14 protein-coding genes are annotated in these 22,025 nt (G+C 50.2%); 4 read left to right on the top strand and 10 right to left on the bottom strand.

Annotated elements, in window-relative coordinates; genetic code table 11:
• Nucleotides 1-2: 2 nt before the first annotated feature.
• Nucleotides 3-1,589: a propionate catabolism operon regulatory protein PrpR gene (gene prpR / locus A31E_RS20450; RefSeq protein WP_001515832.1), complete on the top strand. Its 1,587-nt coding sequence runs from the start codon at nt 3-5 to the stop codon at nt 1,587-1,589.
• 110 nt (nt 1,590-1,699) lie between these two features.
• Here the strand turns inward: prpR and yahO are convergent, their stop codons facing one another.
• Nucleotides 1,700-1,975 (bottom strand): DUF1471 family periplasmic protein YahO, encoded by a 276-nt coding sequence (gene yahO / locus A31E_RS20455; RefSeq protein WP_000848012.1) that lies wholly within the window; start codon nt 1,973-1,975, stop codon nt 1,700-1,702.
• 583 nt (nt 1,976-2,558) lie between these two features.
• Here yahO and A31E_RS25150 point away from each other — a divergent pair.
• Both A31E_RS25150 and A31E_RS20460 read left to right on the top strand, forming a co-directional pair.
• A complete protein-coding gene (locus A31E_RS25150) occupies nt 2,559-5,195 on the top strand; it encodes an autotransporter outer membrane beta-barrel domain-containing protein (protein ID WP_024193553.1) in 2,637 nt (878 codons plus the stop codon).
• Nucleotides 5,196-5,328: 133 nt separating this feature from the next.
• Nucleotides 5,329-5,961: a LysE family transporter gene (locus A31E_RS20460; RefSeq protein ID WP_016248394.1), complete on the top strand. Its 633-nt coding sequence runs from the start codon at nt 5,329-5,331 to the stop codon at nt 5,959-5,961.
• 388 nt (nt 5,962-6,349) lie between these two features.
• Here A31E_RS20460 and zorD read toward each other — a convergent pair whose 3' ends face one another.
• From zorD to zorA1, 4 genes are read right to left on the bottom strand one after another with little or no spacing between them, the layout of a single operon-like run.
• Nucleotides 6,350-9,589 carry a type I Zorya anti-phage system protein ZorD gene (gene zorD, locus A31E_RS20465; RefSeq protein WP_016248393.1) on the bottom strand — a complete coding sequence of 1,080 codons (3,240 nt, stop codon included), beginning with the start codon at nt 9,587-9,589 and terminating at the stop codon, nt 6,350-6,352.
• Nucleotides 9,589-11,376: a type I Zorya anti-phage system protein ZorC gene (zorC, locus tag A31E_RS20470; RefSeq protein WP_016248392.1), complete on the bottom strand. Its 1,788-nt coding sequence runs from the start codon at nt 11,374-11,376 to the stop codon at nt 9,589-9,591. The genes zorD and zorC overlap by 1 nt, the downstream gene beginning before the upstream one ends.
• Nucleotides 11,373-12,110, bottom strand: a complete 738-nt coding sequence (gene zorB1, locus A31E_RS20475) for a type I Zorya anti-phage system protein ZorB1 (RefSeq protein WP_000483326.1) — start codon at nt 12,108-12,110, stop codon at nt 11,373-11,375. Before zorB1 ends, zorC begins: the two co-directional genes overlap by 4 nt.
• Nucleotides 12,111-12,121: 11 nt before the next feature.
• Nucleotides 12,122-14,677 (bottom strand): type I Zorya anti-phage system protein ZorA1, encoded by a 2,556-nt coding sequence (gene zorA1 / locus A31E_RS20480; protein ID WP_016248391.1) that lies wholly within the window; start codon nt 14,675-14,677, stop codon nt 12,122-12,124.
• A gap of 411 nt (nt 14,678-15,088) precedes the next feature.
• Between zorA1 and A31E_RS23785 the strand changes: the two genes are divergently transcribed.
• Entirely contained in the window at nt 15,089-15,256 is a 168-nt protein-coding gene (locus tag A31E_RS23785; RefSeq protein ID WP_228943928.1) for a hypothetical protein, read from the top strand.
• Between the two features lie 142 nt (nt 15,257-15,398).
• On the opposite strand, the gene A31E_RS20485 is transcribed toward A31E_RS23785, so the two are convergent.
• The 5 genes from A31E_RS20485 to A31E_RS20505 form a co-directional block, all read right to left on the bottom strand.
• Nucleotides 15,399-16,781 carry an amidohydrolase family protein gene (locus A31E_RS20485; RefSeq protein WP_001515825.1) on the bottom strand — a complete coding sequence of 461 codons (1,383 nt, stop codon included), beginning with the start codon at nt 16,779-16,781 and terminating at the stop codon, nt 15,399-15,401.
• Nucleotides 16,782-16,790: 9 nt separating this feature from the next.
• Nucleotides 16,791-17,741: a carbamate kinase family protein gene (locus tag A31E_RS20490; protein WP_000661655.1), complete on the bottom strand. Its 951-nt coding sequence runs from the start codon at nt 17,739-17,741 to the stop codon at nt 16,791-16,793.
• Between the two features lie 442 nt (nt 17,742-18,183).
• Nucleotides 18,184-19,602: a YlbE family protein gene (locus A31E_RS20495; protein WP_000083466.1), complete on the bottom strand. Its 1,419-nt coding sequence runs from the start codon at nt 19,600-19,602 to the stop codon at nt 18,184-18,186.
• A complete protein-coding gene (fdrA, locus tag A31E_RS20500) occupies nt 19,602-21,149 on the bottom strand; it encodes an acyl-CoA synthetase FdrA (protein ID WP_016248390.1) in 1,548 nt (515 codons plus the stop codon). Before fdrA ends, A31E_RS20495 begins: the two co-directional genes overlap by 1 nt.
• The gene (locus tag A31E_RS20505) at nt 21,139-22,002 is read right to left on the bottom strand and encodes an oxamate carbamoyltransferase subunit AllH family protein (protein ID WP_016248389.1); all 864 of its coding nucleotides are present in this window, start codon (nt 22,000-22,002) and stop codon (nt 21,139-21,141) included. Before A31E_RS20505 ends, fdrA begins: the two co-directional genes overlap by 11 nt.
• Nucleotides 22,003-22,025 lie beyond the last annotated feature (23 nt).

Here is a 22,025-nt window from a genome sequence, read left to right as displayed (position 1 = left end):
CAATGGCACATCCACCTCGACTTAACGACGACAAACCGGTTATCTGGACAGTATCGGTGACGCGCTTGTTCGAGCTGTTTCGCGATATCAGCCTCGAGTTTGATCACCTGGCGAACATTACCCCTATCCAGCTTGGCTTTGAGAAAGCGGTGGCCTACATCCGTAAGAAACTGGCAAGCGAACGCTGCGACGCCATCATCGCCGCAGGCTCTAACGGCGCGTACCTGAAAAGCCGCCTGTCGGTGCCGGTGATTCTGATTAAACCCAGCGGCTTTGACGTATTACAGGCACTGGCAAAAGCGGGAAAACTCACCTCGTCTATCGGCGTCGTCACCTATCAGGAAACTATCCCGGCGCTGGTGGCTTTTCAAAAAACGTTTCATTTGCGCCTCGACCAACGCTGCTACATCACCGAAGAAGACGCACGTGGGCAGATCAACGAACTGAAAGCCAACGGCGCCGAAGCGGTAGTTGGTGCTGGGCTAATTACCGATCTGGCAGAAGAAGCCGGGATGACCGGTGTTTTTATCTATTCTGCCGCCACCGTGCGCCAGGCATTCAGCGATGCGCTGGATATGACGCGCATGACGCTACGCCATAACGCCCACGATGCGACCCGCAACGCGCTGCGTACTCGCTACGTTCTGGGCGATATGCTCGGTCAATCGCCACAGATGGAACAGGTGCGGCAAACCATTTTGCTGTATGCCCGCTCAAATGCTGCGGTGCTGATTGAGGGAGAAACAGGAACCGGCAAAGAGCTGGCAGCGCAGGCAATTCATCGGGAATACGTTGCCCGCCACGATGCGCGACAGGGGAAAAAATCGCATCCGTTTGTTGCCGTTAACTGCGGGGCGATTGCTGAATCACTGCTGGAAGCGGAGTTGTTTGGCTATGAGGAAGGGGCATTTACCGGCTCGCGACGCGGAGGCCGCGCCGGGCTGTTCGAAATTGCCCACGGCGGCACGCTGTTTCTGGATGAGATAGGCGAAATGCCGCTGCCGTTGCAGACTCGCCTGCTGCGGGTATTGGAAGAAAAAGAGGTCACCCGCGTCGGCGGGCATCAACCGATTCCGGTGAATGTGCGAGTTATCAGCGCCACCCACTGCAATCTGCAAGAGGATATGCAGCAAGGGCGGTTTCGCCGTGATCTGTTTTATCGGCTGAGTATTTTGCGCCTGCAGTTACCCCCACTACGCGAGCGGGTTGCGGATATTCTGCCGCTGGCGGAAAGCTTTTTGAAAGTGTCACTGGCAGCACTTGCCGCCCCGTATTCTGCTGCGTTACGCGAGGGGTTAAATACCTGCCAGGCGGTGTTATTGCACTATAAGTGGCCGGGGAATATTCGCGAACTACGCAATATGATGGAACGACTGGCGCTATTTTTAAGCGTGGAACCGATGCCAGATTTAACGCTGCAATTTCTGCAGCGATTATTGCCAGAACTGGCCAAAGAATCGGTTAACGTTATCGCCGCCACCGTGCTGACACCACGGCAGGCGCTGGAGAAATTTAACGGCGATAAAACAGCAGCAGCGAATTATTTAGGCATCAGCCGCACGACGTTCTGGCGGCGATTAAAAAATTAAATTGCCGGACGCGGCGTGAACGCCTCATCCGGCCTGCAAAACTATGAATATCAATATGTTGCATTTACTGATAAACGTGCGCATTAGGCATGTTTACATGGACTTAAGAATTACTTCTTCTTATAAATATTTGCCGTGCCGTGGATCTTATTGTCAGTCTGACCGGAGGTCAGCACTAACACATCAGCCCCTTTTTCATCCGCTTTTTTGATCAAATCTTCTTTCGCATCTGCGGTCGACATTTCATTACTGGTTGAAATATCACCTATTTTTTCATATTGCGATTCAACCTTTTCAAATTCCGCTTTGGTCATCAATTCCGCTGCATAGACGTTTGTGACAACAAAAGCTAACGCACCAACTAAGAGCTTAGTTCCAGTTTTCATCGGTGAACTCCATGATGTGTGATTAGGCTAATACCCTGAAGCTAACAGTCATCATCAGGGTTGATTAATAAGTAGTTCAGCGATTAAGAAAAATCTATAGCAAAAGAGAATATATTTGTATTATTCTTAATGTGAATCCCACTTCTCCTGCCAGTTAATAACTCTTCCTGCAGTTGTCGCTGGTATCATTTGAATTATTTTTTATAATAATCTCAAATTTTCACCCTGCCAGAAACTCAATGTAAAAATCATGAAGTCCACATCATTTTTCTTAATAAAAAAACTTTAACCATCTATTTAATTGATTTATATAAGCTTTACTTATTGCACTTTTATAGTTCTTAAGACGATTTATTATTATTTTTTTCAAAAATACCATGTTAACATATTGACATCGATGACAAACCACAAAAAGCTATCAATGCAATAAATAACTAACACTTTAATATATTTATTGCAGCCTCTGTTACAGATATTCTTATTTAGAGAATTGCATGCTTACGCCTTACAAGGTTTCAGGAAGAAAAGATGTGCAATAGAAAAGCATTTCGCCATTTAATTTTTAAGGATAAAAGTGAGTGATATGAAATCAGCAAAAAAAAGCTTATCGACACGGGCGATAGCCATTTATACCATATTATTTACGCCAGTATCCTTGGCTATCACCCCACCTGTAAATTCAGATAGTAATGTTGTCATTAATAATAATGAAGAGATAAAACTCATTGCGTCAGAAGGCTACGATCCCGGATGGGAGCATTTTAACTCATTGAAAGTAGGTGAAGACTCTAATGGTTCATTACTCATTGATAATCTTTCACTTACCACTTCAGCAGCCAGCATTGGTAATAATGCTGAAGGCTCCATCACTTTAACAAACCATACCAACTGGCAGTTCGACACACCTTCCTCCAATATTTTTTTAGGCACTAACGAAGGCTCCGGTACGTTATACGTGTTAGAAGGTAGTAAGATAAGTGGCCTGCAATCAATAAGAGTTGGTGAGTTTTATGGTGATGCCAGGGGGACGTTGGTTATTGATGGGGAAAGCTCATCAGTCACCTCTAAAATTGCTATTGTTGGCGATCAGGGAACAGGGAAAGTATCTGTTACTAATGGCGGAACACTCACTTCCCTGACTCAAATGAATATTGGGTATGTTGACGCCCATTCTTCTCTGTCAGCTAACCAGAGTAGCTATGGAGAAGTTCTGGTTGCCGACAAAAATTCAACAGTAAATGCCCCATATATACTTCTTGGCGGATATAATACATCTTCCGTTTCTGATACTACCGGAATTCTCACTGTCAGCAACGATGGTGTAATCAATGCGAATTCATATATCTGGGTTGGTGTCTCCTCTAACGGAACAGGAATGTTAAATATTGGAGGTGCGCAAGGTGAGGCTGCGCAGCCTGCTGGTTCAATTAATACACCCCGAATTTATTTAGGGGGGACAAATGCGTCAACCACTTCAATATTAAACTTTAATCACACCAACGCTGATTTTGTTCTGACCTCATACATAGACGGTAAAGGCCAGGTTAACCAGGTAGGTTCCGGAACAACCACATTATCCGGCTCGAATATCTATACTGGTGATACCTATATAACTAAAGGCAGCCTACGCGCTGGTAAAGTAGATACCTTCAGCCCCAACTCCGATTATATTGTCGACAGCGGTGGAGATCTCGATTTAAACGGTTATTCACAAACGTTAAAAACGCTGGCACTGGCTGGAACAGCAACGTTGTCTGCGTATGAAAATGGCCACGAGTTCACGCCGACCACACTGACCATTAACGGTAACTATACTGCCAATGATGGTTTGTTAGTCATGCATACGGTATTAGGCGATGATAATTCCGTAACGGATAAACTCATCGTAAAAGGTGATACTTCCGGTAGTACCCGCGTCATGGTCAACAATGCGGGCGGTCTGGGCGCGGATACTCTGGAAGGGATAAAAATTGTGGAGGTTGACGGCCTGTCAGAGGGCGTTTTCAGTAAAGAAGGTCGTATTGTTGCCGGTCCCTATGACTACAACGTGGTAAAAAGCGACAACCAGAACTGGTTTTTAACCAGTGAAATTCCCGCAGGACCGTATACCCCACCGGAACTGCCCGTCATTCCGGAACCAGATCCTGAGCCACCTGTAACACCAGAACCCCCTGTAACACCAGAACCGCCTGTGACACCGGAGCCACCTGTTACGCCATCTGTTCCACAACCAGAACGAAAACATCTGTATCGCCCGGAAATTGGCAGCTATCTGGCCAATATTCAGGCGGCAAATACGCTGTTTAATACCCGACTGCATGACCGTCTGGGGGAAACACAATACACCGACCTGCTGACCGGCGAGCAGAAAGTGACCAGCCTGTGGATGCGTAACATTGGCGGGCATAATCGCTTTAAAGATCGTTCGGATGAATTGAGCACCCAGAGCAACCGTTATGTTCTGCAACTGGGCGGCGACCTCGCACAATGGAGCAGTAATGACCTTGATCGCTGGCATCTCGGCTTAATGGCTGGCTATGCCAACAGCAAGAGTCACACCCATTCCAACCTGACCGGGTACAGCTCACGTGGGCAAATCGACGGCTACAGTGTGGGGGTGTATGGCACCTGGTACGCTAACGAAGCGGACAAAACCGGGACTTATGTTGATAGCTGGTTGCTCTATAACTGGTTTGATAACACCGTCTCCGGCGAGTACCTGCCGGGTGAGAAATATCACTCTGACGGCATCACCGCCGCCATTGAAGCGGGTTATACCTTCCGTCTTGGTGAAAGCGCCGATGCGCGTACCAGCTACTGGTTGCAGCCAAAAATGCAACTGACGTGGATGGATGTGAAGGCAGACAATCATACTGAAGACAATGGCACTCTGGTTGAGGACAGCACCGAAGGCAACCTGCAAACGCGTCTGGGGGTGAAAGCGTATCTGCAAGGCCATAATGCTCTTGATGATCATAAAGAGCGTTCCTTCCAGCCTTTTGTGGAAGCCAACTGGATTTATAACTCCCGCAATTACAGTGTGAAGATGGATGGCATCAGCGATGAAATCATCGGTGCGCGTAACATCGGTGAGTTAAAAGTCGGGGTGGAAGGTCAGCTTAATCCGCGTCTGCAACTATGGGGCAACGTCGCCCAGCAGTTGGGTGACAACGGTTACAGCGATACCCAGGGAATGCTGGGCATGAAATATCTCTTTTAATGCCACTTTGCCACCTGTCGCGTACAGGTGGCACTCTTTTTAGATCCGCGTTCTTTGTGATCGCGCTCGCATTCAGTCATTTTTACTATAAATATGATGAAGTTAATTCAGCTTATTTATGAGTGAAATCACTATGGTTCCTTTGCACGCCGTTTACCTGACCGTTGGACTGTTCGTTATCACCTTTTTTAATCCCGGGGCAAATCTCTTTGTCGTGGTTCAAACCAGTCTGGCTTCAGGCCGTCGCGCGGGCGTACTCACCGGGCTTGGTGTCGCGTTGGGCGATGCCATCTATTCCGGGCTGGGGTTGTTTGGAATGGCAACGCTCATTACCCAGTGTGAAGAGATTTTCTCACTCATTAAAATCGTCGGCGGCACTTATCTCTTATGGTTTGCCTGGAACAGTATGCGCCGACAATCAACACCACAGATGAGCGCGCTACAACAGCCCCTTAGTGCCCCGTGGTATGTATTTTTCCGCCGTGGATTAATTACCGATCTCTCTAATCCACAAACAGTTTTATTTTTTATCAGTATCTTCTCAGTGACGTTAAATGCAGAAACGCCGACCTGGGCGCGTTTAATGGCCTGGGCAGGAATTGTGCTCGCGTCTGTTATCTGGCGTGTATTTCTTAGCCAGGCGTTTTCTTTACCGACCGTGCGTCGCGCATACGGGCGTATGCAGCATGTCGCCAGTCGGATTATTGGTGCGATTATCGGTGTCTTCGCGCTACGTCTGATTTATGAAGGGATAACACAGCGATGAGCTGATAATGGTATATCCAGGTCATCAACTTAATTGAGAAGTTGGACCGCCATCGAGGCCTCGAACCCCGTACCATACAACAATCCTGGTTGTCGTCTGCTCTTCCTGATGAGCTAATGGCGGTTTTTGATATGAGCCTTACAGTATTATTCGCTGTCAGGCTTTGGTGCGATGCATAAGATACAGAAAGCGCCCCATGCAAACTTGATGGAATTATGATTTTTTTCATATAAATGTCAACTCATACATTCACAAAATATATTTATTATTCATAAACCAAGCAACACCGAATCCCTGTCGGTTGACTTGCCCTGCCCCGGCATATTCAGGGTTATAGAAGGGGGCAACTTCGCGCTCTTTTAAGTCTTGTCATCAACCATTGCGTTCCCTATGTCGGGGGAGCGCCCGCCAGCACCGCTTCAAAATCTGCGGCGGTCAGATCGCTTGCCCCTTTGAGCATATCTCTGGCCAACGCTCTGCGTCGGTTCAGTAATTCATCCAGCGTTTCTTCAAAAGTCATTAACTGGCTATCACGCACTGTCGGATAATAGACGTAAACATCTTTCTGCTGCCCAATGCGGTAGGCTCTGTCAGTCGCCTGATCTTCCTTCGCCGGATTCCAACAGCGGGTAAAGTGGATGACATGATTCGCTTTTTGGACATTGACGCCAAACCCAACGGCGATGGTGGATAAAATAATAACGTTAAAACCTGGCGTTGATTGAAATGCATCGATCAGGCTCTGACGATTTTGGTCACTGCCAGATTTGGTGCTGGTATCACCATTAATAATAAAAGGCTTAAAGCCAAAATGCTGCGCAATCAGATGTTGCAGCTCTCGTTGAATATCGCGCAGTTCCGTAAAAATAATCACTTTGTCATCAGATGACTGGCGAATGGTGTTTAACGTCTCCAGCAGCCATTTTACTTTCGGAGCATCGTTACGTAAGCGCAAATCTGCACTTACGGAATAAGGCCATGCGCAAATAAGTTTCAACCGATGCAGCAACCCCAGCATACCTGAGCCTCGTTGATCCAGCCCTTCGCTGATCTCCTGTTGGTTTTGCCAGCTTACAACCGAGTGGGTATAGAGATCCCGTTGCAATGGCAGCATATTCAACTGTTTACAGTACTGATCTTCAATCTTATCCGGCAGATCTTTCGCTACTTCTTCTTTGGTGCGGCGCAGTGTCTGCGGTTCTATTAATTTGCGTAGCGATTCGAGGACAGCATTATCATTCTGTTGCTCAATGGGGCGCAGATAATCTTTACCAAAATTATTTAAAGCCCCCAACAACCCCGGCTGAACGAAGTCAAATAAACACCACAGATCGACAAGGGTGTTTTCGACTGGTGTTCCGGTACATGCGACTTTAAATTGCGCCTGAATGGCTTTTGCCGATTGGGTTATTAATGCCGCCGGATTTTTGATTTTCTGCGCTTCGTCGCACACCATTATGGACCAGGGCTGACGAGCCAGGGAAAATTCCTGATCGCGCAACGTCTCGTAGGTAGTAAGAACAATATGCGCGTCACCCACCCAGTCATTTTGCAGTAAGTTCTTAATGCCCTTGCTTTTAAGTGCCTGAGGAATGCTCTCTTTCGCGCACTTCTTCGCCTTAAGCTCATTACCATAGAGTTTTAAAATCGACACCTGCTCGCGCAGGAAGAAATTCCCGACCTCACGTTCCCAGTTATCGAGTAACGATACCGGAGCAACAATCAGCGAGGGGGGCGCATCCGGGAAACGTTCTCGATGCCAGATGAGAAAGGTTAAAATCTGTAAGGTTTTACCCAACCCCATATCGTCCGCCAGTAAACATCCCGCCGTCTCGGTTGGCGACTTTAGATACAACTGTTGGAGCCACGCCACCCCTTTACGCTGATGTTCACGTAGCTGAATGGACGTTTTGAGGATCATCGGCAGTTCGACTTCTGCCTGATGTGCGCCGAGCAAGGAATCCCGCCGTTGTTTAACATACAGCGCCTGCTCAATATTTTGTTCTATCAGCAGAACGGCACGACTAACCGGTTCACTGCTTACGCCATCATTTGTTTCGCCATCGATTTTCTTTTTCCATTTATCGTGGAAAATTTCTGCTTCTTCGCGAGGCAAAAGGTTGTCGTTCCAGGGCATGGCAACTTCCGGCGCATCCGTGGCTTTTGCCTCTTCCAGCCGCTCTTCCAGTTCCTGAAAATGTTGATGATTATCGAGATCCCAGCCAGAGAACATGACCTCGCACATCTCTTGCGCAAGGTTCTCCGGAAGCCATTTTTCACTTTCACTTTTGACCAGATAAGGCGAACTGATTTTTTCAAATTCACCGATCCCGATAACCCGGTCACTGTATTTGTTGAGATCGAGAACGTGGGTAAAATTCATTCCCGCCGCCTGTTGCTGCCAGTTTTCAAGCAACGCCTGATAACCTTGCAGTTCTTCCTGGCTGAATCTGGAAAGCTCCAGATCGTAACCCTGCCAGACTCCGGCGGGCAGTTGTGCCGCTAACTTTTGTTCCAGTTCAGAGAGCAACGCCGCCAGTTCACCTGGGCGTTTAAAGATATAGGTTTCATCCGGCACGGATTGTTCAGTTCTGGGGCTGAGAAAAAGCGTTACAGATGCAATTTGCCTGTTTTCATCGATCTGCGGCTCCAGACGAAAATCATAAAAGTAGATCCCGGCGTCCTGTAAATTCTGCTCGTAAACGTCAGGATCGAGCACCTGGCTCGCCTCTTCACCAATCCAGGTGTAGGGATTGCGAACAAATGAGAGCGCATCATCCCCCGCCACTCGACGCCCGGTAATAGCGTGCACGGAGGTCAGGACGTCTTTGACTTCAGGAGAAAGAATGACATGATTTAAGACACCATCATCCCCTAAAACACGGTAACGATCCTGCACCTGTTGCGTACGGTCAAAAATCTGTAACCAGTTTGCAGGCTGCTCATCAAAAACCGGTTCAATTTCCAGTACCGGAGTATCTACCACCAGCGATTTTCGCAGTTTTAACTGTAACGATTCTGGCCTGATAACGATCGTTTTTGCGAGATAGTCATCCAGTTTTGCCCCTGCTTTTTTGGCCTGCCGCCGTATTTTAGCCCAACTGGTTTGGTTGACCGTTTCGCCCGGCGTCTGTCGCTGCTGCACTCTGAGTTGCTGTAGTGCGTCCAGAAGCTGCCAGTTCTCTTCGCTTAACACAAAGGTGCCTTCCGCAGAGGAAAAGCTGGCTCCCGTGCAAGTTATTCCGACGGGGCGATAGTCGTCGGGCTGCGTCCATTTATCAATGAAAACGCGAAAAGTATCATCGCTAATACTTCCCGTTGCAGCAAGATGAGCCGTCAGATTGCGCTGTGGAGGAAAAGCGAAAATCGCCAGGCTGCTGGCATAGTCATCATTTTTCCGGATGCGATAAAAATCATCCCAGCTAAGAAACCAGCAATCAGACCAGTGTGAAACATAATCTTCCTCATGAAGCTGTTCCAGACATGAGGCGACAGGCCAGTTATCTTCACTATCAGCAAGACTAAAGGGGAAAGCAAAGCCCTCCTCTTTCATTACATACAGCGGCACAAATGAAGCGGGTAGTGAGGTATTCTCTTTAATAAATTTACCCAACAATTTTTTGAACACTATTTGCTCCAGTAAGTAAATTTACCCAGCACCGGTTTAAACCCGAGGCTGAGTAATTTTTGCGCCGCTTCATGGTCAGGCTCATTGAACTGAATGTGGATTGCGCCCCCCAGCCCTCGTTTATCCATCACTTTACAATCGACCGAACGAATAACCTCCCGGATTTGCTGTTCCCGGCCAGGTAGCTCTTTTTTGGCTTTTAACGCTGAGGCGATGATGTTGGTTTGCTCTTCCCGGTCTGACTTTGCATCACTGACTTCATGTTCAGGCAACGATGCAGGCTCTGGCCGACTCACGGTCTTTGACGCATTGAAGCGGGAGGCATCCAAAGTGACAGAGGGCTGATTTACATCTTCCGCAACGTAATCAATACCCAACTTACGAAGTTCTTCGTCATATCGGCTCATCCAACCTTCAATTCGGTTGAGTGAGTAGCGAAATACCGGCGACAAATGCGGTAAACGCAACCGGACTTTGCGCCGGTTATTCCGCTTATCTTTCAGATCATAATCAATATCAAGAATGCCGGTTTCCGGATTAAAGGGCGCATTCCCCATATGGTAGGCATACATCGCCCCCACTTTCGAAAATTCGACAAACAGATAATCGCCAATGCGCATAATCATGGCATTGTTATCGCGTGAACCAGAGCCTTGCAGGCGGCTTAATCGCCCTGCGTTTTTCGCCCTGAACTCAACATAATCGGCATCTTTGGATCGCAGCGCCTCTTCGCCCAGCACAATGCGCGTATAGCTCATCTGATTGGCAAAACGTAGCCAGTAGAACAGGCGCGCATGGTCAACATCCCGATTGCCTTTCAGCAACTCAAAGAACAGTTTCAGGTCGTCTTTGGCGAACCACCCTTGCACCATCAGTAATACGGGATTTTCAACGTGAACCTGCCAGCTTTTATTACGACTGGTTAACTGCGGATTTCCCCAATATTCCAGGGCCAATTGCTTGAGTTCGAAATGTGTTTGATGTTTAAAAGCCGACTGATAATAACGGGTCAAAGTGGCTGCCAGAATATTATCTTTAAACCGCGTAAGCTGGCGGCTTAACGCGATAAGCGAATTAATTTTCTGCTGAAAATCATCGTCATTCTGGCGAAAAATCTCATTGACCAGGTGGTTAACAATTTTGCGCCATAACCAACTGGTTTGCGGAATTTGCGCAACTTTCTCCAGCACCGAAATATCCGTTATTTCTCCGCGCCCGAGCTGTTGTCCGAGAAGAAACCCTGCATTATCGGTAAAAATATCGCTATAGGTGTCAATGACCGACATCCAGGACATCTGACGCGGCGCGCTCTCCTTAAGTTTTTGAAAACCGTGGGCAATCTGCGTGCGTAGCTGCAGCCACTGCGGATTCTTTTCTGGCGTATCGCTGGCATGACCAAAATAGCTGGTACATAACGCCAGCCATTCCCGCCGCGTTAACCGCCGCTGCGCAATTTTTTGTTCAATTTCAGCGATAATTCTCGCAAAGTTTGTTGCATCATCCATCAATGCAATTTCAAACAGATCGCCTTCTGCTACATCATTGAGGCCAAAAAAAATCATCTTCCATTCGAAGGGCTTTGGCATCTCCCCCGCACGCAGTCGGGCAATGGCCTGTCGGCGTTTCTCCAGAGGGGGAACCATCTTCACCGCGCGAGCATCTACCTTTCTCTCAAGTTGCGCGATAACGCGCTGAAGATAGTTAAAAGCGTGACTTACCGTCGGCTGCGCGTTCTGCTCTCTGTAGGGAAGTAAGCGGGTTTTCAGTTTTTCAATAGCGGAAGTCATTGCATGATTCCTAGCTGACAGGTTTCCTGGCTAATGCCTGGAACAACATCCATGCTTTCATCGTGCTTTTTGTCTTTCAGGCCAAAGAATTGCATCCGCAGTTCTACGCGACGGCTGGCCTCTTTGCTCTCTTTCGCATTGTTGAACGAAACCCCACCCGCCAGAAATAATTTGCGGATCTGGACTTGCTGTTCCGGGGTTATTTTTTGCTGTAGCGCGCTTCTGCTATCCAGCAAACTGCACATCACCCACTCCGAGCGTTGCAACGAAAGATGCAAGTTATAGAGATAAGAACCATCGGTATCCGTAAAACCTTCTATAACAATTTGCTTAAACCATTTTTTGCCTTCATCGCTATTTGCCGCCTCCAGCACTAACGGCACCACATCCTGTAGCGCCTGTAATCCTTCGGCGTTAAGCGCGAAGCGATTGTGCTCAAAACGCCCTGCTTCACCAAAGCTGATACGGTTATCATGGCAGTCAACCTGAATCGTCTTGTTGAGATTTTTTGCCTGAAGTTCAAGTTTTTCACACAGGCGAGCGATATCATGCCCGCGCGATTTCTCCCCGGCTTCCGCCTGCTGAATTCGCTGCGTAACAGAGCTAAGCGACGCCACCATCACCACCAGAAACAACACCATCATGGCAGTCATCAGATCTGCATAGGAGATCCAGAAAGGTTTTTCCGCTTCATCGCTGCGCCGTTGCCTGCCATTAAATACCCGGTTAAACATCAGCCTGTTCCTTACGCGCGACGATGACGGAGTACCGTTTCCAGCGTATCCACGCTTTCACCGATAATCTCAACCGAAGAACTTAAGGCTCCTGCCGCTTTAGTCAGTTGCGTATCCATCTCCTGTAGTGAACGATTCAGGCCGTTTTCCACCCCGGTCGTAAAGGATTCAAAACTGGTTCCCATCACCTCGGCAATGTTATGCAGGAACTCCTGAGCCTCGCGGTTATATTGTTGCAGGCGTTCGGAATACGCCTTCAGATCGTCAACAAAACGGCTGCGGGATGATTGTTCATCATGGCTACGGTTAATCAGCGTTTCGAGTGCGGTTATGGCATTCGCCACGACTTCACGGGTATTACGATAATCAGCAATCAATGCCCCCAACTCCGCGCTGGCACCGGAAAGCGTGCGCCCTGCCTGTTGCGTGCTATTCAGCACCTCGGCGGTCAATTGATTAGCCTCGGCAACGCGATCGCCCGCGGCTTCAAAGCGGTCGGCGGCCACGCGCATTTTGTCGGCTCCTGTTTGTATCTCTTCCAGATGGCGCGTGGTGTTTTGCGCCATCCGTTGCAGCAACTCGCCAGAGGCTGATTGCTGTTCACGTAGCATCTGCATCAGCGACTCAACCTGACTTTCAAGCTGACCAATGATTCGCTGCGCTTCCTGTTGCAACGCACTCTGCGCTGATTGCTGTTGCTGACTGAGCGACTTCTGACCGTCTTCCAGTTGTCCAAACAGGCTGCCAAGTTGGCTACCCAATTGATCAATACCGCTGGTCATTTTCTCTCGCAGGGCATCCTGGCTGGAATGCATGGTTTGCTGTAACGACGTCATAAACTGTTGTTGTTGCTCGGCCGCCGCCTGCTCACGCGCTTCGCTACGTGCCAGGAGCTGCTGAGTCTCTTCATGCAGCACGCGTTGCCCTTGTTCCTGAGTCTGGCTCATCTGTTTTTGCCCGGACTCCAGTTGGCTGAATACACCCGCCAGGTTTTGCGTCAGCGCTTCCACCCCTTTGCTCATATTGCCTATCAGCAGATTTTGCGCCTGATTTTGCTGCTGATTAAGTTGCTGCTGGCCATTTTCCAGTTGTGCGAAAAGCGTTGCCATATGACTGCCAAGCGTATCCACAGAAGCCGCCATTTTTTCCATGGTTTCATTTTGCCCTTGCTGAACACTGGACTGGATAGCCTCAATAAAAGCGCGCATCTGTTCCGCCATCGCTTTTTCACGCGCTTCACTGTCGGCAAAGATTTTTTCCAGTTGTTGTGCCATCCGTTCGCCCGCCCCCTCACCTTCTGCGCCAATACGGGCAACGGACTCCTGCAAACTACGCAGCATCTCATTCATCCCTGCCTGCATCTCCTGCTGACCGCTTTTCATTTCGCTTAACAGTTGAGAGATCAGTTGCGCGCTGCCCTGACGTGAGTCATCCCCGGCCTGACGCATATCCTGCAACAACGTAGAAAAACCGCTTTGCATCGACTGAATGGCTTCCACAGAACGCCCCATCATCTCCTGCATGGTGGTGAACTGCTGACCAAAGGTGTTATCCATTTTGCTCATAAAGGCTGTCAGGACGTTCTCCAGCATCGACTGCACACGATGGCTCTGATCGCCGGAAGCGGTTTGCACCACACCAGCAATTTTATCCAGCGGATTTTTCAGACTGGTTTCAATAGCGCCACTGACCTGTTCAGCAAACTGTTGGCCTGACTCGCGATATGTCGTTGATAATGTCTCTGCCAGCTTTTGATTTTCCCGCATCTGGCTATCTACCAGGTTTTGCAGCATTTCACGCAGGTCAGTGACCAGACCATCCTTAAGTTGCCTCGCATGGGTGGTGTTTTCTTTAGTACTGGAAAGAAGTTGCGAAAGGTAATCTTCACCGACGCCGCCTTCAAAAAGCTGGTCAATGCTGGCGGTAAGGAGTTCAAGATTTTTATAACATTGCGCCAGTCGCCATTTTTCAAACATGGTGACCAGAATAGAGAACGTAATAGCAAATGCCGAACCTAAAAACGCATACAGAACGTCGCGTAAAAGGTTAGCGACACTGGCGCTGACCTGCTCTGGCGTGCTGGGGTCAAAATGGTGCAAACCAATCATCAGCCCCGAAAAGGTGCCGATAATCCCAATTCCGGTCAGGATGCCAGGGAGATGTTTAAACGCTTCTGTATAGAGAGGAATTTCGACTAATAATGGTTCCGTAAACCATGCTGACGACGGAGCCGTTGAGCGGATGGCGCTAATTTTTTTTTGCCCGCTGTTTTCATCAAACTCAAACTGGCGATGTAGAGACTCTTTAAATTCGCTCCAGGGGTGCGCAAAAAATTTATCAGAGAATAACGCGTCTAATTTTTCGAGTTGTTGTGCCGGTTTTTCATTGCCAAGTAGCCGAATTGCTTTCGCTTTTTGTTTAAAGCGTGCTGAAACCCTAAATGAAGGAATAGCGTAACGGACAATGAAACCCAACAACAAAACCCCAACCACAATAGCGACATAAATCGGCACATTTTCTGGATTAACAGAGGTTAACGTGTCGAGGAACGAAGTCAGCGAAAACATCTAAATACCTTGAGTGAAGGAAAAGAAATTTGCAGGGCAGAACATCACCAGCAAGGAAAAAAACCGCCCGCTCATTATAGGAAAAGTCTCGATTTTTACATCTACAAAACGTTATATATCTCATAAAAACATTGATCAAACACATGCGTAAGAAATTTAAATCGCTTGATGGGAATAATTCACAGAATTTATGCTTTTTGACACAAAGATTGTGGATTTTATTTTTTGCCGCCGGGCTTACGGATGAAACTTTTTCATGGAGTGCGCGGCTTCTAATAACGTCCAGTCACTATTCAACGAGACAATTAAATGAGTGAGATTGACATTAAGGGCGATGAAACGCTGGTTGCTCTGCTACTGAACGCCGACAAAAACGAATACCACCAACGCCAATAAAGTCATTTTGCGAAAATGGCACAACAATCGCTTAATGCCGCAAAAGTCGCAATTAAGGACGCCCGTCGGGCGTTCGGCCAATTCCAGCAAAATATGCTGGATAAACCGTTACAGACCAGCCGCATGTTGATGGAAATGAAAGATGGTAAACCGGTGAAGTGTTATGCGTTGCCGAATGCTTAAGGCGACTCGTAAGATTTGCTGTGTGGTTAGTGGAACCACACACTATTTCTCATGTTCAGGAGAATCAAAGCCAACAAAGCCATATTCAGGCGACCCCATCCCTGGGGTTACTGCTCGCCGTTACAAACGCGTCAAATGCACATCACCCTGTCACACTCCCCCATACCAGTTGTCCTTTATGGAACGTCGCCGTGCGCGGCGAGATACGCGCCACCGCCTCGGCGGAACAGGAGGCATCCACCAGCACAAAACTGGCGTCATCCTGCGCTTTTGGCCAGACGCGCTCGCCTTTTTCATTCAGCGGCAAAACGTCACCAGTGGCTAAAAACAGCGAACGGGACAGGTTTTGTTCGTTAGGGCGAATATAAAGCTGCGCGTACAAATTGGCTTTCTCCAGCATGTCGCCCAGGCCGTAAGGCGACCAGTGATCAATAACGCTGTCGGTGCCGGTCATCACTTTTACGCCCTTGTCGTGTAGCTGCTTGAGCGGCATATGCAACGTGCCAATCGGCACCGTCGAGGCGATAGAAATTTGCTGCGCCGCCATCCGGTGCGCCAGTTCATCTACCTGTTGCTCGTTGAGCATGGCCAGCGCAAAGGCGTGGCTGATGGTCAGCTTGCCTTTTAGTTGCGGCGTTTTCTCTACCGTTTCAACCATATAATTGATGGCCGCCACGCCCGCCGGAGTGGTTTCGTGCAGGTGAATATCGACGCCTTTGTCATAGTCCAGCGCAATCTGGAACATGGTGTCGAGAGATTTTTCCATCGCACCATCAACACTGGTCGGGTCCAGGCCGCCGACGTAATGCGCGCCTGCCTGCATCGCTTCGCGCATTAAGGGTTCCGATTTCGACAGCAGCAAACCGTGCTGCGGAAAGGCGACAATTTCACACTCGAAGCCCGCCTGACGTCGTGCCAACACCGCCTGCAAATTTTGCAGATTTTTCAGGCCGGAAACCGGTTCGATATTGCAGTGGCTGCGGGCAATGGTGGTGCCTTTCGACTGCAATAAATCGATCAGTTTTTCCGCCCGCTCCTGAGTGTACGGTTGCAGCTCCGGCAGCATTTTCTGCTCGAGCTTGATCATGTCCTGGATGGTGGTGCCTGCCGGGCGATTGAGTGAACGCCACGGCCCGCCGTAAAAGGTTTTGTCGAGATGAATATGCATGTCGCGGGTGGTGGGCAACATCAACTTACCGCCAGCGTCATAGTGCGGCAGCGTGGCGTCCGGATGCTGCTTGTTCTCGCGCAGCGCAACAATTTTGCCGTCCTGAATCTCCACGGTCTGGCGCGCCGTGCGGGTCTGCACCGCCACGCCGTTTTCGTAGTCAAAACCGTTTTCCAGCAGCACGTTGTCGAGATAGTAATGCGGGTCAGTGATTTTCATGGTGTTGTTCGCTTCGCAATGGATTGTGTCAGAGGCTGCCGCATGGGCAAGCGGCACAGACGTACCAAACAGCGCGGCGGCGGTGACCATCTTACCGCTCTGGCTCAGAAACTCACGGCGGCTATTGCTTTCTTTCATCTTACGTCCTTACGTTTTAATAATATGAGTGCCCGTTTCACCGCGCAGCGCCGCGGGCAGGCATTCCGGCGTGGTGATAATCACTTCTTTGCCGCCCTGTTCCAGGAACGTCAGGCTGGCGATGATTTTTGGCAACATGCTGCCGGGCGGGAAATGCCCTTCCTGCATATAACGGGTCATAGTGGCAATATCTACGCGATCCAGCGCCTGCTGCTGCGGTTTGCCAAAGTGGATACACACTTTTTCCACACCGGTGGTGATCACCAGAATGTCGGCGTGAATTTCACGCGCCAGTAGCGCGGTAGAGAGATCTTTGTCGATAACCGCGTCCACGCTTTGGTAATCCCCCGCTTCGCTGCGTACCACCGGAATGCCGCCGCCGCCCGCGCCAATCACCACAAAGCCCTGTTGGATCAGCGCCTTAATAGCAGGTGCTTCGACAATACGTTTCGGTTCCGGCGAGGCGACAACGCGGCGATAGCCCCGTCCGGCATCTTCTACAAAACGCCAGTCAGGGTTTGCCTTTTGTAATGCGTCACGCTGGGTTTCACTGAAGAATGCGCCAATAGGTTTGGTGGGATGAGCAAAACCCGGATCGTTTTTATCCACTTCCACCTGAGTCACCACGGTGACGGCTTTTTTCTCGCCGTGGCGGGCAAGCCGGTTATTCAGCGCCTGTTGGATCAGGTAGCCAATGCCGCCTTGCGTATCTGCCACACAGTTCGCCAGCGGCGTTAGGGGCAGCCCTTCTCGCTCATGGGCAATCTCCGCGCGGCGTAAATCCAGACCGACCTGCGGCCCATTGCCGTGGGTCAGCACAATGTCGTAATCGGAAGCCAGCATTTCCAGCACCGTATCGGCGACGGCTTTCACCGCCTCCGCCTGATGCTCAATCGACTGGCTGGCGTTATCTTTGATAATGCTGTTGCCACCAATGGCAACGACCACAAGTTCTTTCATGTTGTTATGTCCGCTACAGAGGATGATGGGGTTATGACCAACGCCAGACTGCCTGATGCGCTACGCTTATCAGGCCTACAATTCTCGTGCCATTCGCAGGCCGGATAAGGCGTTCTCGCCGCATCCGGCAATGGTGACAAATGCCTGATGCCACGCTCGCGCGTCTTATCAGGCCTACAGATTCTTGCACCATTCGTAGGCCGGATAAGGCGTTCTCGCCGCATCCGGCAATGGTGACAAATGCCTGATGCGACGCTCGCGCGTCTTATCAGGCCTACAGATTCTTGCGCCATTCGTAGGCCGGATAAGGCGTTCTCGCCGCATCCGGCAATGGTGACAAATGCCTGATGCGACGCTCGCGCGTCTTATCAGGCCTACAGATTCTTGCGCCATTCGCAGGCCGGATAAGACGTTCACGCCGCATCCGGCATAAACATGTAAGTCAAACGCCGTAACGTTCGCACCAGCCAAGAATGGCTTTCTCGAAGCAGGCGAATGGTGGATGCACAATGCCCGCGCCAATCATACCGACGCCTGCATCTTTATGAGCGATGGCGGTGTTGATCACCGGCAGAATGCCGCTGCTACCCACACGGGTGATGTCGATAGCCGATGGCACGCCCATAAAACCCAGCAGCGGAATGGTGACGTTAGGGTTTTCACCGAGGGTGATTTCACGCATCTGACGGGAGAAATCGATAGCCTCTTCCACCGTGCCGCCCACCAGCGCGACGATTGCAGGTGCGGTCGCCATAGCAAATCCACCAATGCCATAAGTTTCGGTAATAGCACTGTCTCCAATATCCAGCCCCGAATCTTCCGGCTTATAACCGGCAAACATCGGCCCGATGACCTGCTGCGCCGGGCCGGTAAACCATTGCCCCGGTAATCCGCTGACCCGCAGGCCGAACTCGACGCCGTTACGCGCCATCGTGGTCACTACGGTGCTGTATTCAATGCCGTGCGCCGCATCCATCGCCGCTTTACACATTGCCATCCACGTCGGGCCGGAGAAATAATCGCTGCTGGCGACAAACTCAAACACTTCGCGCTGTTGTTCGACGGAATAGCCTGCCTGAATAATCCCCGGCGTCAGCGCCTGAATCAGCAGAGTCGTCCCGGCGTTATTGCGGTTATGGCACTCATCGCCCATATGCAGCGCTTGCGCCAGCATTAAGCGCAGATCGATCTCACCGATAATTTTCATCGCGTCGCGCAGCATTGGCCCCTGCACATCGCGCATCCAGTTGAGGCGGTCAATCACGCTCTGGTCGTTAGCGCCCATACGCAAAATCTTCGCCATCTGCTCGCTCATGTTGGTGTAAGCGATGTTGCCGTAGGTTTTGTTTTTCACGATGTGCATAAACATCGAGGCAGAGGTAACGCCCGCCATCGATCCCACACAGTCGTGTTCGTGGCACGGCGAGAATGTGATCTCCCCGGAAGCCGCCAGTTCAGCCGCCTCATCGAGATCTTTCGCCAGCCCTTCAAACACCAGCGCACCGGTGACCGCACCTTTCATCGCGCCGCACATTTTTTCCCAGGTAACCGGCGGCCCGGCGTGAAGAATGGTTTTCGCCGTCATGCCCGGCACCACGTTAATCGCCTGATCAAAACCAATCAGCACCGGATGCGACTGGGTAATGCGCTCCAGCGCCTGCTGGTTAGCGGCAGCGATTTTGTCCGCCAGCGGCGAATCAGCAATGTTGTCCAGCGCCTGTACCACCTGCATATTGCCCTGTCCCGGCGGCGTCCAGTCGAGCTGGGTCACTTCTACATGCTGCTTTTTCAGATCATCGCTAAACATGGCGATGCCGACGTTAATAACGTTCAACGGTTGGCTAAACAGTGACTGGCTCATCAGGCTTCCTCTCCTTTGCAGATAAATTCACGCGCCAGCAATCCGGTATTGGTGCTGCTGCTGGCCAGAATTACCCCGGCATCAAGCAGCATCTGGCTCTGTTGTGCTAACGATGGCGTATCAAGATCGGTGCCCAGTACATAGGCGAGAATGATCAACTCACGGCCTTCGGCTGCGGCGATCGCTTTCGCTTCTTTGATCGCATCGAGGGTGGAGCCGACCGGATCTTCATGCGATCCAAATCCGAGCACGAAATCCATCACGATCACCGCCACTTCTGGATCGCGCGCTTCTTCGATCAAGCGGCTGATACGGTTAGTCGGGTCAATCATCGGGTGCGGCTTGCCGTTGGTGAAGTCGTCATCGCCAAAGTCGAGGAAGGTGTGTTTGATGCTGCGGTTGATATCTTGCAGGCGGAATTCCGGATCGGGCTGGATGTTGCTATAAACATCGCCATGTTTTTCCATCACCGCGAACATGGTTTCGTCACACAGCGTGCCGCCGCAGAACAGTCCACGAATGTATTTCTGTTGTGGTTGCAGACGCGCACGGACATCAGCAATCAACGGCTGGTTCAGCGTATGCAGGTCGAGATGTTCTTGTTTCACGCCGGAGAGCATTACCGCTTTCAGCGCCGCCTCTTTGCTGCCGCGGGCAAACTGTAGCCCCTGCTCATCCACTGGTGTTTCACCACGACCGAGGAAGCAAACCACCACCGGCTTGCGGCAGGCGCGCGCACGTTCCAGCACTTTGCGAGCCACCGCAGGCGCAGGCGGTTTGGAGATCAGCGCGATGATTTCAGTTTGCGGATCGTTTTCCAGCATTCCGATGGCATCGAGCATCATCAGACCGCCAATTTTCTCGCTCAGGTCGCGCCCACCGGTGCCGATCAGTTGCGAAACGCCGCCGCCAAATTCATGGATACGGACGCTCAGTTCCTGGCTGCCGGTGCCGGATGCACCAACAATACCGATGTTGCCGCGACGCACGGCGTTACCAAAACAGAGCGCCGCGCCGTTGATAATCGCCGTGCCGCAGTCCGGCCCCATCATCAGCAGCCCTTTTTCGTGAGCGAGTTGCTTGAGCGCCAGTTCATCTTCAATTGAGACGTTATCGGAGAACAGCATCACGTTGAGGTCGTTTTGCAGCGCCTGACGCGCTTCGCGCGCGGCAAACAGGCCATTGACAGAAATCACTGCCAGGTTACTTTCCGGGATATGCTTTTTGGCGCTGGCAAGGGTGGCGTAACGCGCCTCATGCGAGCCGCTTTGCGCTTTGCTGTTGAACAGTTCTTCAATCTCCGCCAGCAACTGCTCGTTGTCTGCGTCTGGTTTGCCGTTGATGACAATCATCAGGTCGCCGTTTTTGGCCTGTTCCAGCTCCGGCGTCAGCAGCCCTAAATTTTTCAACACGCCTTTGTTCATTTCGGTCGCCATCGCCACAAATGCCTGCTCGACGCCGTCGAGTTTATTTGCGCGCGTGGAGATGGACATCAGCGAGACAGAATCAAAATAGGTATTCGGTTTAATGACTATTTTAACTGACATAATTCCCTCCGTAGGTTTGGCTCAGCGCACAACCATCGGCCATGCCATACAGCATGTCGCAGCCGGAACTGGAGCCAATATGTTTAATCTTTTCTATTGCCTGAGTTGAGTTCCCAGGGACGCCATAAATAATGTCGTAAATAAAATAATGAATATTTTCCCGACAACGTTGTTGCAATGCCGCTTCTAACGTTATGGCACTTAATAACGTAGTGTTATTTCTGCCGCATTGCAGGCCGCGATAAAAGCCCCCTTTGTATTTTTCTGCCGGATGTCCGGAAATAAATAAAACAAGCGCCAGACCTGTTAAATAATCATCGGCTGAAGGTGTCAGACCAATCCCTAACCCCATCATGTTAGCGACCGCTGATGCGATATTTTGTTTATCGCTTAATGCCTGAATTACACGACGTCTTTTAATCTGTAACTCTTTATTTAACGCCTGATAAAACGGATTATCACCGCAATAATTAAACAGGGTTTCATTTTCCCCCAGATGCTGATGAATAATGTCGTGCCACTGTTGCCAGGCGATAAAGTGGAAATTCTCAGTGGTCAATTGCAGTGCTGGAGACAGCCAACGCTGGCAACGACGCTTATCTATATGAATATGTTGACCAACCGTAATCCCGTGATCGTCAAACTGAACCTTATCGCCATGACGGAACAGACCATCAAAGTGAGTGAGTGCCAACCGACAACTGTTTGGCGCATTGTCGTACTCTTCACAAAGTAGCGTCAGCAACTGTTGGTGAGCCGGGAGTGCAATGTTTACCGCTCTGGCAAAGACCTGTTCAACCTGACCTTCTCCCCGCTGCGCCAGAAAATCCGCATCCGCAGTTAGCGCCCACACACACCGTCTTTCTGGTGTGTCGA

Origin of the sequence: Escherichia sp. KTE159 (assembly GCF_000408805.1) — a bacterium.
In the GTDB taxonomy this organism is placed as follows: Bacteria; Pseudomonadota; Gammaproteobacteria; order Enterobacterales; family Enterobacteriaceae; genus Escherichia; species Escherichia marmotae.
The sequence above is the reverse complement of the archived record's forward strand: the minus strand, read 5'-3'. Positions and strand labels throughout refer to the sequence as shown.

Bases quoted from the DNA above. Each gene is read 5' to 3' on its own strand.
- A31E_RS23785 (WP_228943928.1), top strand. From the start codon at position 15,089: ATGGCACAACAATCGCTTAATGCCGCAAAAGTCGCAATTAAGGACGCC.
- A31E_RS20490 (WP_000661655.1), bottom strand. From the start codon at position 17,741: ATGAAAGAACTTGTGGTCGTTGCCATTGGTGGCAACAGCATTATCAAA.
- A31E_RS20485 (WP_001515825.1), bottom strand. From the start codon at position 16,781: ATGAAAGAAAGCAATAGCCGCCGTGAGTTTCTGAGCCAGAGCGGTAAG.
- fdrA (WP_016248390.1), bottom strand. From the start codon at position 21,149: ATGTCAGTTAAAATAGTCATTAAACCGAATACCTATTTTGATTCTGTC.
- zorA1 (WP_016248391.1), bottom strand. From the start codon at position 14,677: ATGTTTTCGCTGACTTCGTTCCTCGACACGTTAACCTCTGTTAATCCA.
- yahO (WP_000848012.1), bottom strand. From the start codon at position 1,975: ATGAAAACTGGAACTAAGCTCTTAGTTGGTGCGTTAGCTTTTGTTGTC.
- A31E_RS20495 (WP_000083466.1), bottom strand. From the start codon at position 19,602: ATGAGCCAGTCACTGTTTAGCCAACCGTTGAACGTTATTAACGTCGGC.
- A31E_RS25150 (WP_024193553.1), top strand. From the start codon at position 2,559: ATGAAATCAGCAAAAAAAAGCTTATCGACACGGGCGATAGCCATTTAT.
- A31E_RS20460 (WP_016248394.1), top strand. From the start codon at position 5,329: ATGGTTCCTTTGCACGCCGTTTACCTGACCGTTGGACTGTTCGTTATC.
- zorC (WP_016248392.1), bottom strand. From the start codon at position 11,376: ATGACTTCCGCTATTGAAAAACTGAAAACCCGCTTACTTCCCTACAGA.
- zorB1 (WP_000483326.1), bottom strand. From the start codon at position 12,110: ATGTTTAACCGGGTATTTAATGGCAGGCAACGGCGCAGCGATGAAGCG.
- prpR (WP_001515832.1), top strand. From the start codon at position 3: ATGGCACATCCACCTCGACTTAACGACGACAAACCGGTTATCTGGACA.